The sequence below is a fragment of the Flavobacteriales bacterium genome (assembly GCA_020435415.1).
Lineage (GTDB): Bacteria > Bacteroidota > Bacteroidia > JACJYZ01 > JACJYZ01 > JACJYZ01.
In genome coordinates this window covers 1-16,293 of sequence record JAGQZQ010000016.1, presented here as the reverse complement: position 1 = coordinate 16,293, position 16,293 = coordinate 1, and the positions used below count along the sequence as shown (strand labels likewise).

The window sequence follows — 16,293 nt, the reverse complement described above, 5'->3', positions numbered from 1 at the left end:
GAAGGCTATGAAAATTATTCGGATCATTATTTTGCTGCTTGCCTGTCAGGCGGTTTCTGCACAGCAATTGGCACCATTTTCCCAATACATGCTTAATCCGTATTCCATTAACCCGGCGGTATCCGGTACGGAGGATTTCTACCAGATGAGACTTAATTACCGGAATCAATGGGCCGGTCTGGATGGTGCTCCAACCACTTATTACCTTAGTTATTATGGTCGCAAACCCAGAAACCTGAACACCGGTTTGGGTGTGATCGCATACAGCGACAATATGGGTCCTACCAAGAGAAGCGGCTTTCAAGGTAGTTACACCCACCACCTTAAACTTAATGACAGCACAAAACTGGCCCTCGGTCTTGGACTTGGGATGATCAACTTCTCTATCAATACCAACGATATTTATGTCAAGGACAAGGATGATCTCTTGTTTACTTCAGGTAAATTATCTTCCACACAACCCGACGCTTCTTTCGGAATGTACCTTTACAACCCAAAGTATTATATCGGGGTATCCATTCAGCAATTGATGCAAAGTGAACTGAACTGGCCTTATGCCAAGAGTAAAATGTCAGGACACAAATTCATCATGGCGGGATACCGGTTCAAAGTCAAACAAAAGCTTGTGGTTGAACCGTCCATATTGGTTCGCCACGTTACCCCTGTTCCCGTGCAAATTGATGCCGGTCTGACTTTCGATTTTATGGATCGTGTGAAATTTGGTGCACAATACCGCACGGATGACGCCATCTCTGTTATTGTAGGATACAATTTTAAACGAAAGATGTACTTCGGTTATTCCTATGATTTTACAACCTCAGAGTTGAAGAACTATTCCTCAGGTACCCACGAGATCCTTCTCGGTTACCGGTTTGTCAAGTATGAAGAGGAAGAGGAATCCCAAATGACATATTAATCTTTGTAGCCGCAACCGGACTCCTTAGATTCCGCTATTTTTTGCACTACCCTGACAAAGCGTTGGATAGGGAATTTGTACCTTTGTTCCCCTTATCCATCAGACATTGATCAATTCTATCCATATATGAGCACCAAAGGAGCAACAGAACTCGAACGGGTGGTCATCCGTTTTGCTGGTGATTCCGGAGACGGTATGCAACTTACCGGCTCCCAGTTTTCATTCACTTCAGCCCTTATTGGTAACGACCTGGCCACATTCCCGGATTTTCCTGCGGAGATCAGAGCACCACAAGGTACTGTTGAAGGTGTGTCAGGGTTCCAGGTTCAGATCGGAAAGGTAGATGTCCTTACACCAGGTGATGAAGCGGATGTGCTCGTCGCCATGAACCCGGCCGCACTTAAATCAAACCTGAAATGGGTTCGAAAAGGTGGAAACATTATCGTAGATCTTGATGCTTTTGAAGCACGCAACATCGAAAAAGCGGGCTTTAAAGAAAATCCCCTGAACAGCGGAATCCTGAACGACTACCTGGTCATTGAAGCTCCTATTTCTTCACTTACCAAAACCGCATTAGAAGGAAGTGGTCTGGACAACAAGAGTATTCTCCGCAGCAAAAACATGTTTGCCCTGGGCATCATGTACTGGCTGTTCAGTCGCTCGATGGACCAGACCATCCAGTTCCTCAATACCAAATTCAAAAAGAAACCGGAGATCGCCGAAGCGAACATCAAGGTTTTACAGGCAGGCTTCTATTATGCAGAAACGGTTGAAGCCCTTCCTTCTTCATTTGAGGTACCCTCTGCATCCATTGAACCCGGTATTTACCGGCATATCTCCGGAAACACCGCCACTGCATGGGGACTGATGGCTGCTGCAGAGAAAACCGGAAAGAAACTTTTCCTCGGCTCCTACCCCATCACACCTGCATCTGATATTCTGCATGAGCTCGCCAAACATAAAGGCATGAATGTGATGACCATGCAGGCAGAGGATGAGATCGCTGCCGTATGTTCTGCCATTGGCGCTACGTTTGCCGGTAGCATTGGTGTGACTACCTCCGCCGGCCCCGGGATTGCTCTGAAAGGAGAAGCCATCGGGCTTGCCGGAATTACAGAGTTGCCTTTGGTGGTGGTAGATGTGCAACGCGGTGGCCCATCAACCGGTCTGCCTACAAAGACCGAACAGGCTGATCTGAATATGGCACTTTATGGCAGAAACAGTGATAACCCTATTATTCTGGTTGCCCCATCCACACCGGCAGACTGCTTTGATATGAGTTACGAAGCTGTTCGCCTTGCCCACGAGCATTCTACTCCAGCCATGATCCTGTCCGACGGCTATCTCGCCAACGGATCAGAACCATGGAAATTCCCAGCAATGGCTGACCTTCCGGCTATTCATCCGCGGGTTGCAGGCAAGGAGCAGGAACCATATATGCCCTACGCCAGGGATACGAAAACACTCGCCCGTCATCTTGCCATCCCAGGAACACCAGGTATGGAACACCGCATTGGCGGACTGGAAAAAGAAGACGGATCCGGTAATGTATCCTACGATCCGGAAAACCACGATAAGATGGTGCGGTTGCGCTGCGAAAAAGTGGCCCGTATCGCAAATCATATTCCCGCACAGGAGATCCTATGTGCGCAGGAAGGTGATCTGCTAGTGGTAGGCTGGGGAGGCACCTACGGTTCATTGCATACCGCAACCAACGCGTTGTTCCAGGAAGGAAAGAAGGTAGGACAGGCGCACTTCAGGTATATCAGCCCCCTGCCTTCCAATACACGTGAGGTTCTGGAAAAGTTCAAAAAGATTCTTGTGTGCGAACTTAACATGGGCCAGTTCCTGGGATACCTGCGCACACAATTCCCCGACATTCCTATGGAATCTTACACCAAGATCCAGGGTTTGCCATTTACTGTAAGTGAGATCAAGGAAGCAATCCTGAAAAATATTTAATGGATATAAGTCATGGCTGAACAGATCACCGAAAATCCGCCCGTACTCACAAAGAAAGACTTTGCCAGCGACCAAATGGTAAGATGGTGTCCCGGCTGCGGTGACTACGCCATCTTATCATCTGTGCAGGCTGCACTGCCTGAGCTTGGCTATAAAAAAGAAGATATCGTTTTTGTCTCAGGCATCGGATGTTCATCAAGGTTCCCGTACTACATGAGCACCTATGGCTTTCACAGCATTCACGGACGTGCCCCCGCAGTCGCTACCGGTGTAAAACTCGCCAACCCGAACCTGAGTGTCTGGGAAATTACCGGTGATGGTGATTCACTGGCCATCGGCGGCAACCACTTCATCCATGCCCTGCGGAGAAATATAGATATCAACGTTCTCCTTTTCAATAATGAGATTTATGGCCTTACAAAAGGGCAGTATTCTCCAACGTCAAAGGCCGGACTGGTCACCAAATCCACACCATTCGGTGTAGCAGAAGGCTCCTTTAATGCCGGAGAACTGGCCATCGGTGCTGGCGGAAGTTTCTTTGCCCGAACCATCGACACGAACCCGAAGCTGATGACGAAAGTATTCGTTGAGTCGGCAAGGTACAAAGGCACTTCATTGATCGAGATTCTTCAGAACTGCGTCATCTACAATGATAAAACACACGGAGAAGTGACAAACCGGGAAACAGCCGACGAACACCAGCTTCACCTCGAACATGGTAAACCCATGATCTTTGGCAAAGAGAAGAATAAGGGCATTCGTCTGAACGGTCTGAAACTGGAGGTGGTTACCATCGGAGAAAACGGTGTCACCGAGGGAGACATACTGGTGCATGATGCACATGAACCGGATCCGGTTTTACATCTCATGTTGATAAGAATGCACGGCCCTTCTTTTCCCACAGCACTGGGCATTATCCGAAGTGTTGAGTCACCAACATATAATGATATTCTGGTGCAACAGCAGGTGAATGCAACAAAGAATGCCAAATTCAAAACCATGGATGAACTGCTTAACAGCGGTGAAACATGGGAAGTAAAATAAAGCTGGACCAGCGTGTAGTTGAGGCGGAATTACCCAACCCGTCATGGGAATGATTGAGGTCTTTATCATCGGTCATTAAAACATACGTATGAATCATCCCGCTCATTACGTTGCTGTTTTCGGAGGTGCTGTTGCCGGTTCCGAAGCTGCCCATCAACTCGCATCCCGGGGCATTCATACCGTGGTATTCGATCAGGCTACACTCCCCTATGGTAAAATTGAAGATGGCTTACCCAAATGGCATGCGAAACTGAGGGACAAGGAAGAGGCAGCCATTAACGAAAAACTAGCACATCCGCTGATTCGCTTTGTACCCAACACCAAACTGGGCAAGGATATCGAATTCAGCAGCCTTACAGAAAAATGGGGGTTTAGTGCGGTATTGCTTGCCACCGGCGCATGGAAAGACAGACCCCTGGATATCCCCGGCGCATCCGATCAGACAGACCGAGGCCTTTACTACCAGAATCCTTTGAGTTATTGGTTCAACCACTATCATGAACCCGGTTATAAAGGAAAAACATACGAGATCCGGGATAATGCGGTGGTGATCGGAGGCGGGCTTGCCAGTATTGATATGGCCAAGATGATCATGATGGAACTGGTAAAAGACAAGCTGGCCGAAAAAGGAATTGAAACCAATATTCTTGAACTGGACAAAGGCATCGATCGTGTTCTTGACAAACATAAGATCTCGTTTGAAGAATTGGGATTGAAGGGTTGTACCCTCTTCTATCGTCGTCGAAACCTGGACATGCCGCTTTCGCCTGCCCCTACCGATACACCAGAACAACTTGAAAAGGCACAGAAAGTACGGGTCAAGGTATTGGAAAATGCACAGGCTAAATTCTTTTTCCAATTTGAAGAGTGCTGCATGCCTGTTGCCCTGGAAGAAGAGAACGGTCATCTTACAGGCATCACACTTAGAAAGACCATTATTGAAGATAACCGCGTGGTGGCAGTGGAAAATTCAGACTTCACTTTCCCAACGTCCCTGGTAATATCCTCCATCGGAAGTATTCCCGAACCAATTCCCGGTCTGCCCATGGACGGACAAACGTTTCGGATCTCACCAAACGGCAATTGTCAGATCGATGGATACCATAATGTTTTCGCATTGGGTAATGCAGTCACCGGCAGAGGAAATATCAAAGAATCATTGCAACATGGACGAGAGGTCAGTCTCCAGGTTATGGACGACTTCCTGGCCTGGTCGGCGGATGACTACGAGAAAGTGTTCCGCATTAAATCCGCGAAGGCAGGGCAGGGCACGACCGAGCTTTTATCCTTTCTGGAAAACACAAATGTGCTCGAGTCAAAGCAGATCGAGGACATTGATGCACGTGTGAAAGCGCGTCAGAAAGAAGTCGGCTATCATTCTACCTTTGCAGACTGGGTAAAACAACACCTACCCAAACGGTTGGAAGATATCGTGGAAAGTCACTGAGAAACGATCGCTTTCTTTTTCAGGTAAAGCAATCAGCTGGTATGGTCCAGTACGATCACCCAATGGCCGTCGATCTTTTTCCAAAGCAATACAAATGCGCCTCCCGGGCTATCGTTCTCACGAGCAAGCTTCCATTTCCCCAACATCAGAATGTTCCGGTCATCTCCAACATATTCCGTTGAGATGAATTCAAAGGTGAGTGTGCCCATCGCACTTTTATCCGGGTACTTCTCTTTATAGCCTGCCAAGGTGGGCTGATAACCCAAACGTACGCCGCTCCCTCCAAGGAAACGCAGGCTGTCAGATTCCCAGTAACCATGCATGAACCCATCCATATCGCCACGGTTCCAGGCCTGTTGCTGACGAAGCATGATCGCCTTGATGGTATCTGCATCGGCTTGTTTGACTGATTGGGCTTGCGCAGAAAAAAGAAAGAGTGAGAAAAGAAAAAAGAATGTGGTTTTCATGTTGATCTGGTATTTGCACCAAGATACAACATCACCCATGGATGCATTAATAATTTATAAGCTGATACATGGCTTTTTTTACCTTTTCCGCCGAGGGAAGCATGGTGGATTCCAGCGTTGAATTCAGTGGGATAGCCGGTAGATTCTCCGAACCAATGATGTGAATGGGGGCGTCCAGGTTTTCAAAACATGCAAGCTGAACCTGACCGGCAATGGCTTGTGCAAATGAGTTTTGTACCGTCTCCTCCGTCACCACCATGCACCGACCATGTTTTCTGACCGATGCAAAAACTGCTTCTTTGTCCCATGGATTCAACGTTCGTAGGTCCAGTATTTCTACTTGTCCGGGAAATTCCTTTGCAGCGTTCCTGGCCCAGTACACACCCATGCCATACGTAACAACCACCATACTGCTGCCATTGAAGATGTGTTCCTGATCGGCCTGAATCACCGTTCTTGCCTTACCAAAAGGAATGATGTAGTCTTCATCCGGTTCTATGGTCCTGGCATCTTCCGTACCCTTTATTTTAGACCAGTACAGTCCCTTGTGTTCAAAGATCACCACCGGGTTCGGATCGTGATAGGCTGACTTCATCAAACCTTTGAGGTCAGCACCGGTGGATGGATATGCAACTTTTACACCTTTGATATTCAGGACCACAGATTCAACGCTCGATGAATGATAGGGTCCCCCACTTCCATAGGCGCCTATAGGTACTCGAAGGACCATGCTCGCCGGCCACTTGCCGTTGGAAAGGTAATAACTGCGTGATACCTCTGTGAAAAGCTGATTGAGTCCAGGCCAGATATAATCAGCAAACTGTACTTCTACAATGGGCTTTAGTCCAACCGCGGACATGCCCACCGTACTTCCAACAATAAACGCTTCCTGAATCGGGGTATTGAATACCCGGTTATTACCAAATTTTTGTGCCAGGGTCGCTGCCTCACGAAAAACCCCTCCCAGACGTTTTCCCACGTCCTGCCCGTATAGCAGGCATTCCGGATGTTTCTCCATCAGTTCACGGATCGCAAACAAGGCACTATCCACCATTACGGTTTTATCCTTGCCAGCCGGTGCACGCTGTCCTTTTTCTTCCGTGACCGGAGTAGGTGCAAAATCGTGGAGAAACAGATCCTCCGGGCGGGGATCTTCTGCCTGCAATGCTTTCTCGTAATCTGCCTTTACCTTTTCACCAACCTGCCCTTCGATCTGACGAAGGGTTTCTTCATTTAAACCATTATTTACGAGCTGCGCTCTGAATCTCGGGAAGGGGTCGCGTTCCTTATGGTCCGCAAGATCATCCCGGTACCATTCCATTCTCACGCCGGAAGTATGGTGATTAAGGAGCGGCACTTTGGCGTGAACCAGAAACGGTCTCCTCTCCTCACGTATCGTTTGGATGACCTTCTGCAAGGTCAGATAGCAGGTCTGGAAGTCTGCACCATCCAGACTAACACTTTCAATTCCTTTGAACCCTTTGATGTATTCGCTGGCATCCTGTGCCCTGGTCTCCCTGGCGTGGGCAGAAATGTCCCATTCATTGTCCTGAACAAGATATAATATGGGGAACTGATGCAATGCTGCCATCTGAAAAGCTTCTGCCACTTCTCCTTCGGTGATGGAAGCGTCGCCGAGTGAGCATACCACTACCGGATTCTCCCCACCATGATCTTCGGCAAGACCTTCTTTTTCTTTGTACTGAATGCCCATGGCAATCCCGGTGGATGGAATCGCCTGCATGCCTGTTGCAGAGGATTGATGGGGAATCTTAGGCATGTCCGGCCTGTTGAGACTTGGATGACTGTAATAAGTTCGTCCCCCTGAGAAAGGATCATCCCGCTTGGCAAGAAGCTGAAGCATCAATTCATATGGGGTCATGCCAATCCCTAGCAGCACCGCATCATCACGATAATAGGCAGAAAGAAAATCTTGTGGCTTCAGTTGCAGACCAAGTGCAAGTTGTATCGCCTCATGCCCTTTAGAAGTGGCGTGTACGTACTTTGACGTCACGCTTGCATTTTCCTCAAAAACGGCAGACATAGCCCGGGCGGTGGCCATTAATTCCCAAGCCTTCAGCAACATTTCTTCCGATACCCCTGAGGCATTGCTGCCTTTTGCCGGAGGCCTTACACCTGCGGATCCGTTCATCCCTGTATTTCTGCGTGCTGCCACTTTGATCAAATCAATAACATATATACTGCAATATACGAATTATGCAGTACTTTGTTATTGATTTTAATCTAATTCAGAACATTATTCTTTAAATGAAACTTTTAAAAGAATAGTATGAATACCCAAACAGGTACATTCCGGCGACTGAGTTATAATATTTGGACGGTTGGCACGAAGGAAGCGCAACGTCAGATCAACCGGATGTTTTGGTTCCTTCCTTAAACTGCCGGATGGCATTGGATGTGAAATCGGAAAGTACCAACTTACCGCTCATCTCTGCGCGTGACTCAAGCAGTTGGTCCCAGTTCTCCGTACCCGACCACATGGCCTGTTTCAGGAGTTTCATAGCTTCCGGACTGCTATCGGACAATCGTTTTGCCAGGGTGGTAACAGCGTCATTGAGTTCACCCACGGAGGAAAAGATGCGGGTGTATAAACCTTTCTGGTAGGCCCATTGTGCATCTCTCCATTCTGTGGCATTGATCGCTAGTTCGGAGAATGCGGACAATCCCATTTTTCGCTCAACGGCAGGCCCAACGACAAACGGACCGATCCCGATAGCCAGTTCACTAAGTTTGACAGAAGCCTGATCAACCGCCATACAATAATCTACAGCAGCGGCCATACCAACACCACCTCCTACAGCCTTTCCCTGCACACGTCCGATGATAAACCGCGGACATTTCCTGGCTGCATTGATCACCCTGGCAAAGCCCATGAAAAAATCCTTTCCGGTATCCGCATCCGCAATGGATAACAATTCATCAAACGATGCACCCGCACAAAATGCTTTTTCACCGCTGCTTGTGAGCACGATCACGCGCACGTTACCCTGTGTTCCGGCGGACTCAATGGTAGCCGCCAGCTCTTTCAATACTTTCCCCGGCAGGGAATTACTCTTAGGATGATAAAAGGTGATGGTGGCGATGCCCGAGTCAATGGTCATTTCCACACCACCCTGTTCTCCCATTCCGGAATCTGTCATCAGGATTGATCTTTTTTCTTCACCATGGTCAGTATCGTTGCCAGGGCCACGGTTTCCCCGGTCTCATCATATACATCCACCAAAAAACGAACGATGCCCTTTGCTACATCATCTTCATCCTTCTTCTCCTGTGCTGTCTTTTCCTTCACTGTTAAGCGCACATAGATGGTCATACCAGCGTAAACAGGTTTGGTGAATCTGCATTCATCTATACCATAGTTCAGCAATACCGGCCCTTTCTTTCCATCTACAAATAAACCTGCTGCTGCCGATAAGATAAAGTAACCATGTGCCACGCGTTGTTCGAATATCGTCCCATCCAGCGATGTGGCATCGGTATGTGCGTAAAAGTGATCCCAGCTTACATTTGAAAAGTTCACGATATCCGCCTCGGTAACAGTCCTGCCTTGCGTAAAAACCGTTTCTCCGATTTCGAGTTCCTCAAAATGCTTTCTGAAAACATGTACGTCCTTTTCGGTTTGTCTGCCGCCGTATTGGTAGACACTGGTAACCTGTGTAAGGGTAGTCGGAGAACCCTGAATGGCAGTGCGCTGCAAATAGTGCATGACACCACGCATTCCACCCATCTCTTCGCCGCCACCAGCTCTTCCGGGGCCACCATGCACCAACATAGGCAGGGGAGATCCGTGACCGGTACTTTCTTTCGCACAATCCCTGTTAAGAATAAGGATACGGCCATGAAATGCTGCCGTACCAAGCACAAATTCCCGGGCAATGTCATCACTGGCCGTGGCCAAAGAACAACACAATGACCCTTTGCCCATTCTGGATAATGTTATGGCTTCTGACAAATCTTTGTAAGGAATGATGGTACTCACCGGCCCGAATGCCTCCACGTGATGCGGCTGGGTATTCTTAAACGGATCTTCGTTCAGCAACAGGATCGGTGACATGAAAGCGCCTTTGGTAGCATCAGCTCCCTGCACCTCCACCTGATCCGGATTTCCGAAGACGATCCGGCTGCCTTCCAGCAACTCTTTTAACTTTTCTTTGACTTCTCCCAGTTGTGTTTTACCTGCCAATGCACCCATTCGCACTCCTTCGGTTTGGGGGTCACCGATAACCGTTTTCTCCAGGCGCCTGCCAAGAGCAATCTGCACTTCTTCCACCAAATTTTCCGGAACAATGATGCGGCGAATGGCGGTGCATTTCTGACCACACTTTACCGTCATCTCCCTGTGAACTTCTTTTATAAATAGATCAAATTCTTCATCACCGGGTTTCACGTCATCTCCCAGAACAGAACAGTTCAAACTATCCGCCTCCATATTGAAAGGAACAGATTCTGCCAGAATTCTCGGATGACCTTTTAACATCAAACCGGTACTGGCCGAACCGGTGAAGGTCACCACATCCTGCATTGTGACGTGGTCAAGCAGGTCGCCCGCGGAACCACAAATCAGTTGTAAGGCCCCATCCGGAAGTATCCCTGATGCGGCAATCTCTCTGACCATGGCTTCCGTCAGAAAGCTGGTGACCGTGGCGGGTTTTACAATGGCCGGCACCCCTGCGAGAAGGTTTACAGCGATCTTTTCAAGCATTCCCCAGATCGGAAAATTGAAAGCATTGATATGGATGGCCACACCTTCTTTCGGGACCATGATGTGGTGACCGATAAATCCTCCTCCTTTTGAGAGAGATATTGCTTCGCCATCTACATAATATGCCTCATCAGGAAATTGCCTTCTCAAACTTGAATATGCAAAGAGGTTCCCGATGCCACCTTCAATATCTATCCAACTGTCTGCCCTGGTTGCTCCCGTAGCATAGCTCAGTTCATAAAATTGGTCTTTTCGCGCATGAAGATGTAAGGCGAGTGCTTTGAGCATACGGCCACGTTCATGAAAGGTCATTTTACGAAGATGAGGCCCGCCAACCTCCCGCGCATACTTGGTTACAGATCCGAAATCCAGGCCATTGGCAGAGGCTCTGGCCACCTCATCACCGGTGATTGCGTTGAAAAGTGCCACTCCTTCCCCATCACCTTGCATCCATTGGCCATTTATGTAATTTCCGAGCTTCATGTTCTGAATTATGTGTTTTATTCAAAATATTGTTCTGACAAATATACCATATTCAAAACAAATACTCAACACCAATAAGCCTATTCCATTAACGCCTGGATGGCGTCCAGGTAACGTGTAGCATCCGTGATCGCCACCAAATCGAATATCACACCTGCAAGACCCATCAGCACCAAACCAACCCCCAGCCCGAACACCAGTGACCTCCCCTTTCTGAACAATACAACAAGGGCGATACCCGCCAACAAAAGGACACCAAATACGATAAGGTGATTTTGAATATGGTTGATGTTTTGCTCGATCATCCCGGTAGCTTCTGTGGCAAAACCATTTGCATCGGTCTGGAAATATTCGCGCATGTCCGAATTCATTTTATCCGCACCTTCATATGACACGCGGCCGGATATTAACAGATGGGTTCCAAGTGCCACAAGTGCAATCATGAACCCTTGATAGAATCGGTATTTATAATAATACATCACCAACAAAATCGGGATAACGGCGGTGAGTGATCCGAATGCAACTTTCAGGATTCCCTGAAGTTTTACGGCACTGTAGTAATAATCTATAATCTCGGTCATGGGCAGGTTAGGTCGGCATCAAACATACTGTGTAAAGATAGAAAGGTTGAGGTAACAATGACAGATCAAATGGTGACGACAAAGAATTCTGACAAAAGTCATATCATGTCCTGATTGCAGTCATTCATACCCTGATCCATCCTGCCGTTCTTTGCAACTATACCTATCAAAACATAGAACTCATGACACCACGGGAAAAGAAAAAAATGCAGGTAAACGCTCTGAGCGTATTGATCGGAGGAGCATCCATCATTTACACAGTGGCCTTTTCATTTGCGAATGACTTCGGTCGTGTGATCCTTGCGAGTTGTCTTGCACTTACAGTTGTAGCACTCGGAGTTACTTTCTTCGGCGTACGAAACACCTAGATTCATACACACAACGTGTTCCGGGAGCGGGAGCAAACTTTTACCTGCTCTCGGTCCACGTCTTGTAGCCGCTTGATTGGCTTCGCTTAAAAACCGGAGGTCTTCTGAGGGGTTCGCATGGCTTCAGGCTATTCCTGCAATCTTCCGGAAGTGCCTGGTACAAAGCCGTTCCCTGTTTTTTCCATTCAATCATTTCATCGGTCACTTCCTTTACCACCTTCGCGGGATTTCCCACGGCAACCGACCGCGGCGGAATTTCTGTTTTCTCCTTTACAAAAGCCAGGGCGCCAACCACCGAATGATCACCCACAATCACATGGTCCATCACCACCGCATTCATCCCGATCAACACATTTTCGCCGATCTCCGCACCGTGAATGACAGCACCATGGCCGATATGCGCCCCTTTCTTTAAGGTAACCGTGACCCCAGGAAACATGTGAATGGTACAATTCTCCTGTACATTGCATCCGTCTTCTATCACAATTCGGCCCCAGTCTCCCCGAAGATTGGCTCCCGGGCCGATATACACATCCTTCCCTATTTCTACATTACCGGTAACCGTTGCACGTGGATGAACGAAGGCACTTTCATGCACAACCGGCCTGTAACCATTAAACTCGAAAAACGTACTCATAATGGCATGTTTTGTTTTTACGAACTTACAGAAAAAGTACCCGATCTTCCCCTCCATTCCCGCGCTAAATTTTATTTACTTTTAGTCAACAATTGACTCCTATGAAAAACCGTACGCTATTCTTCCTTTCCATTCTGTTATCATCTTCCCTGGTAGTGAGTGCACAGATCGAATTCTCACGATGGAATACCATTCCGGTCTCAGAAAATGGCAAAGCACTGACAAAGGCCTGGGACGGAGGACTCAACTATCCCCAATTCTCAATGACCGATATGGATATGGATGGTGAAAAGGATTTACTGGTTTTCGATCGGTCGGGTAATAAAGTTCTCACATACATCTTTCAGGGTGGCACAGATACCATCCATTACAAATATGAACCGGAATACAGGAAATCCTTTCCTCCCCTGCATGACTGGGTTTTATTGGTGGATTACAACTGCGATGGGAAAGAAGATATCATCACACAAAACAACGGGAGCATTACGGTTTACAAGAATGTTTCCACATCCAACCAATTGATATTTACCCTGGCCAAGTGGGAAGTAAAAACCAAATACCAGTCCGGCACCTCCAACCTTTATATTTCCTCAGCGGATATTGCCGCCTTTGCAGATGTGGACCGGGATGGCGACCTGGATGTACTCACGTTCGGATTTGGCACAACAACGGTCGAATACCACCAGAATAAATCTATGGACCTCTATGGTCATTGCGACAGCCTTGTCTTTGAGATGAAGGCTTCCTGTTGGGGAAAGTTTGAAGAACCGGACACAAGCAATGCAGTGAACATGAATATCAATTGCAGCAGCTACATTAACCCACCTGATCGCTCCTCCCAAAAGGTACGACATACCGGCTCCACACTGCTTGCCCTGGATATGGACAGCGACAGGGACATGGACCTCATGATCGGGGATGTTTCCAACAACAACCTGAAAATGCTTACCAACGGCCTGGACACGACCCGCTCCATCATTACCGCACAAGACCCCACGTTTCCATCTTATGATATACCTGTTGCCCTGGATCTTTTCCCGGCACCATTTTATTTAGACCTGGACCACGACGGTGTAAAGGATCTGATAGTGGGCGCCAATGCCATGAACATTTCGGAAGACAGAAAAAGTGCGTGGTTTTACAAGAACAATGGAGCAACTGATGCACCCGTTTTTGAATTTAAAAAGAACGCACTTCTTCAGGAAGAAATGATCGAACTGGGCAGGGAGGCACATCCGGTGTTTTTCGATTACAACAGTGACGGCCTGATGGATCTGGTGGTTGGAAACAGATCACATTATGTCCCAGTGAACACCCATGTGGGTAGTCTGGCACTATATAAGAACACCGGCACCGCCAGCAACCCCGCCTTTAGCCTGATCACCAATGACTACATGAACCTGTCAACCCTGAGCCTGTACAACCTGCACCCAACTTTCGGGGACATGGATGGTGATGGTGACCTGGACATGATCATCGGCGATGCCTCCGGTGTAATGCACTACTTTAAGAACACCGCAGGCGCAGGCAATACAGCCAGTTTCTCACTGAGTGAGGCAAACTATAAAGGGCTGGATGTCGGCAGCAATGCCTGTCCGCAGATCATGGACATGAACCGTGACGGAAAGCGTGACCTGGTGGTCGGCGAAACCAACGGCAACCTGAATTATTTCATCAATATCGGAACGACCAATGTTCCGCAATTCACCATGAATGTAAACCGGATAGACTGGAATCCGGCCGGTGATCCATTGGTGAGCAGATACTACCTCAGTGGCAGCCCGGACCTCAGCATGTATGTGGTTGGAAAAAAGATCACAATCACCGGGGCTGCCCAATCCCTGAGCAACGGGACTTACACCATCAAAGCCATCGACAACACCGCAAAGTATATCGACATCAACCTCTCCTTTGCCTTGGATGATTCCTTTGATGAAAACCCTGCCAATGCAACCTGCTTTGTATATGACGACTTCTACGGAAAGGTCGATACCAGGGTACCCAGTACCTACACAGGGACCGGTCGGTCGGTGCCTTGGATCTTCGAGCAAGGAGGTGTTTACAAAATGTACGTAGGTTCTGAAGAGGGACGCATCTTCCTTTATGACAATATCGAAGGGAATTTCGAGAACCCTTTTAATCTGGTAGATACCCTGGTAAGCGGGATTCGCGAAGGCGCTTACACTGCAGTCACCCTGGCAGAGCTAAACAACGACGGATGGCCGGATTTGTGCATAGGAAATATCGGAGGCGGTTTGGGATTGTACCAGGGAAGCGATCCGGTGAGCGCACCCATCACTTCCGGCAATAAGGCCGTGTCAAGGGACGTCAGGATCTACCCTAACCCACATTCAGGTATTGCCACGGTAGAACTTCCGGAAGCAGCGCAACGCTCCGGTGAACTTTCCATTTATGATGCGTCAGGGCGTTTGGTATATGAACAAAAAATCGGTGAGGGCAGGCGCATCATCAACCTGGCCGTGGATGGACTTGAGAACGGCATCTACCTGGTGATCATCAGGGACGAGGCTCATCACTGGTACAGCCGTATGGTTATCGGTCGCTAGGTTTGCGACGTACTGGTGTTCTTTAACCTGTCCGCAAAAACCTTCCGGAACTTTTCCACCTTGGGTCTGACCACCATGGCGCAATAACCTTGTCCGGGGTTCAATGCAAAATAGTTCTGATGGTATTCTTCCGCAGCATAATATGATGTCAACGGAGATATCTCTGTGATCACAGGACGATCCCAGGCTCCGGAACTGTTCAGGTCATTCTTGTAAGTTTCCGCCAGTTCACGTTGCGCTTCATTATGGTAAAAGATCACAGAGCGGTATTGGGTTCCGATATCTTCGCCCTGCCGGTTCAGTGTCGTCGGGTCGTGAACCTTCCAAAATACTTCCAATAGTTCATCAAAGGTGATGTGTTTCGGATCAAAGGTGATCCTGCATACCTCTGCATGCCCTGTTGTTCCGCTGCAAACCTCTTCATAAGTCGGATCCTGCTTACTCCCACCTGCATAACCGGATACCACACTCTCCACACCCTTGAGATCTTTGAATATGGCTTCCACACACCAAAAACATCCGGCCCCGAAAGTGGCCTCTTCCAATAAGGGTTTATCAGTCATTATTCATTAAAATTATTGAGACGACTTTTTATCTTCCATGAATGGCTTCAGTATGGTTTGAACCGCCTGGTCTATGGCCTTTTTGAGGGATGCAGGACGATTCACGAGGATTCCGTTCGCCCACCCCTCCCACAATACAGTACCGGTTGACAGATCGGTGAAGCGTATACTCAGGGTGCCTTCATCATAATCCATGTCTTTCACCTCACAATGATCCCAATACTGATGCTCATCGGTTGGGGTGCATGTGTTAACCCTTTGGGTTTTGTGCGCCACAGCAATATCAAAATTCACGAAAAGGGAACCTTCACCGGAACGCTCTTCCAGGCCCTTCTCCACAAGGTTGGCTTTAATGGCATCCGCAATGATCTGCCGGCTTTCTTTGTTATCGTACTCCGGAAAATCTTCACTCACCGGCATCAGGTCTTCCGTGCATAGCTCAAACGCTTTGTATTTTGTGAAGTCCCCTTCGGGATTGGCTTCATAACCCGTTTCAGCCGCGCAGGATGTGAGCAGTGTTGCAATGAAAAAGACA

General features: G+C 48.1%; 14 protein-coding genes. 6 read left to right on the top strand and 8 right to left on the bottom strand.

Going from position 1 to position 16,293, the window contains the following annotated elements; all coding sequences use genetic code 11:
• Nucleotides 1-7: 7 nt before the first annotated feature.
• The 4 genes from KDD36_04585 to KDD36_04570 all read left to right on the top strand — a co-directional run bounded on the left by KDD36_04585 (nucleotide 8) and on the right by KDD36_04570 (nucleotide 5,369).
• Complete coding sequence (locus KDD36_04585; GenBank protein MCB0395902.1) at nucleotides 8-916, top strand: type IX secretion system membrane protein PorP/SprF; 909 nt, start codon at nucleotides 8-10, stop codon at nucleotides 914-916.
• A gap of 126 nt (nucleotides 917-1,042) precedes the next feature.
• On the top strand, nucleotides 1,043-2,878 hold the full coding sequence (locus KDD36_04580; GenBank protein ID MCB0395901.1) for a 2-oxoacid:acceptor oxidoreductase subunit alpha: 1,836 nt from the start codon (nucleotides 1,043-1,045) through the stop codon (nucleotides 2,876-2,878).
• A 12-nt stretch (nucleotides 2,879-2,890) separates the two neighbouring features.
• Nucleotides 2,891-3,922: a 2-oxoacid:ferredoxin oxidoreductase subunit beta gene (locus tag KDD36_04575; GenBank protein MCB0395900.1), complete on the top strand. Its 1,032-nt coding sequence runs from the start codon at nucleotides 2,891-2,893 to the stop codon at nucleotides 3,920-3,922.
• Nucleotides 3,923-4,010: 88 nt separating this feature from the next.
• Complete coding sequence (locus tag KDD36_04570; GenBank protein ID MCB0395899.1) at nucleotides 4,011-5,369, top strand: FAD-dependent oxidoreductase; 1,359 nt, start codon at nucleotides 4,011-4,013, stop codon at nucleotides 5,367-5,369.
• Nucleotides 5,370-5,401: 32 nt separating this feature from the next.
• On the opposite strand, the gene KDD36_04565 is transcribed toward KDD36_04570, so the two are convergent.
• From KDD36_04565 to KDD36_04545, 5 genes are all read right to left on the bottom strand, one after another.
• Entirely contained in the window at nucleotides 5,402-5,836 is a 435-nt protein-coding gene (locus tag KDD36_04565) for a nuclear transport factor 2 family protein (protein ID MCB0395898.1), read from the bottom strand.
• Between the two features lie 46 nt (nucleotides 5,837-5,882).
• Nucleotides 5,883-7,988 (bottom strand): tungsten formylmethanofuran dehydrogenase, encoded by a 2,106-nt coding sequence (locus tag KDD36_04560; GenBank protein ID MCB0395897.1) that lies wholly within the window; start codon nucleotides 7,986-7,988, stop codon nucleotides 5,883-5,885.
• Between the two features lie 217 nt (nucleotides 7,989-8,205).
• Nucleotides 8,206-8,982, bottom strand: a complete 777-nt coding sequence (locus KDD36_04555; GenBank protein MCB0395896.1) for an enoyl-CoA hydratase/isomerase family protein — start codon at nucleotides 8,980-8,982, stop codon at nucleotides 8,206-8,208.
• 14 nt (nucleotides 8,983-8,996) lie between these two features.
• Nucleotides 8,997-11,042 carry a phenylacetic acid degradation bifunctional protein PaaZ gene (gene paaZ / locus KDD36_04550; protein MCB0395895.1) on the bottom strand — a complete coding sequence of 682 codons (2,046 nt, stop codon included), beginning with the start codon at nucleotides 11,040-11,042 and terminating at the stop codon, nucleotides 8,997-8,999.
• A gap of 80 nt (nucleotides 11,043-11,122) precedes the next feature.
• A complete protein-coding gene (locus KDD36_04545; protein ID MCB0395894.1) occupies nucleotides 11,123-11,623 on the bottom strand; it encodes a hypothetical protein in 501 nt (166 codons plus the stop codon).
• Nucleotides 11,624-11,805: 182 nt separating this feature from the next.
• Between KDD36_04545 and KDD36_04540 the strand changes: the two genes are divergently transcribed.
• Complete coding sequence (locus tag KDD36_04540) at nucleotides 11,806-11,991, top strand: hypothetical protein (protein MCB0395893.1); 186 nt, start codon at nucleotides 11,806-11,808, stop codon at nucleotides 11,989-11,991.
• A 40-nt stretch (nucleotides 11,992-12,031) separates the two neighbouring features.
• Here the strand turns inward: KDD36_04540 and KDD36_04535 are convergent, their stop codons facing one another.
• The gene (locus KDD36_04535) at nucleotides 12,032-12,628 is read right to left on the bottom strand and encodes a transferase hexapeptide repeat family protein (protein MCB0395892.1); all 597 of its coding nucleotides are present in this window, start codon (nucleotides 12,626-12,628) and stop codon (nucleotides 12,032-12,034) included.
• A gap of 101 nt (nucleotides 12,629-12,729) precedes the next feature.
• On the opposite strand from KDD36_04535, the gene KDD36_04530 reads away from it, so the two are divergent.
• Nucleotides 12,730-15,195 (top strand): T9SS type A sorting domain-containing protein, encoded by a 2,466-nt coding sequence (locus tag KDD36_04530; GenBank protein MCB0395891.1) that lies wholly within the window; start codon nucleotides 12,730-12,732, stop codon nucleotides 15,193-15,195.
• On the opposite strand, the gene msrA is transcribed toward KDD36_04530, so the two are convergent.
• Both msrA and KDD36_04520 read right to left on the bottom strand, forming a co-directional pair.
• Complete coding sequence (gene msrA / locus KDD36_04525) at nucleotides 15,192-15,758, bottom strand: peptide-methionine (S)-S-oxide reductase MsrA (protein ID MCB0395890.1); 567 nt, start codon at nucleotides 15,756-15,758, stop codon at nucleotides 15,192-15,194. The two genes, KDD36_04530 and msrA, sit on opposite strands and share 4 nt — an antisense overlap.
• Before the next feature lie 12 nt (nucleotides 15,759-15,770).
• Nucleotides 15,771-16,293: DUF4136 domain-containing protein (locus tag KDD36_04520; GenBank protein ID MCB0395889.1), on the bottom strand; the 523-nt coding region annotated here is incomplete at its 5' end.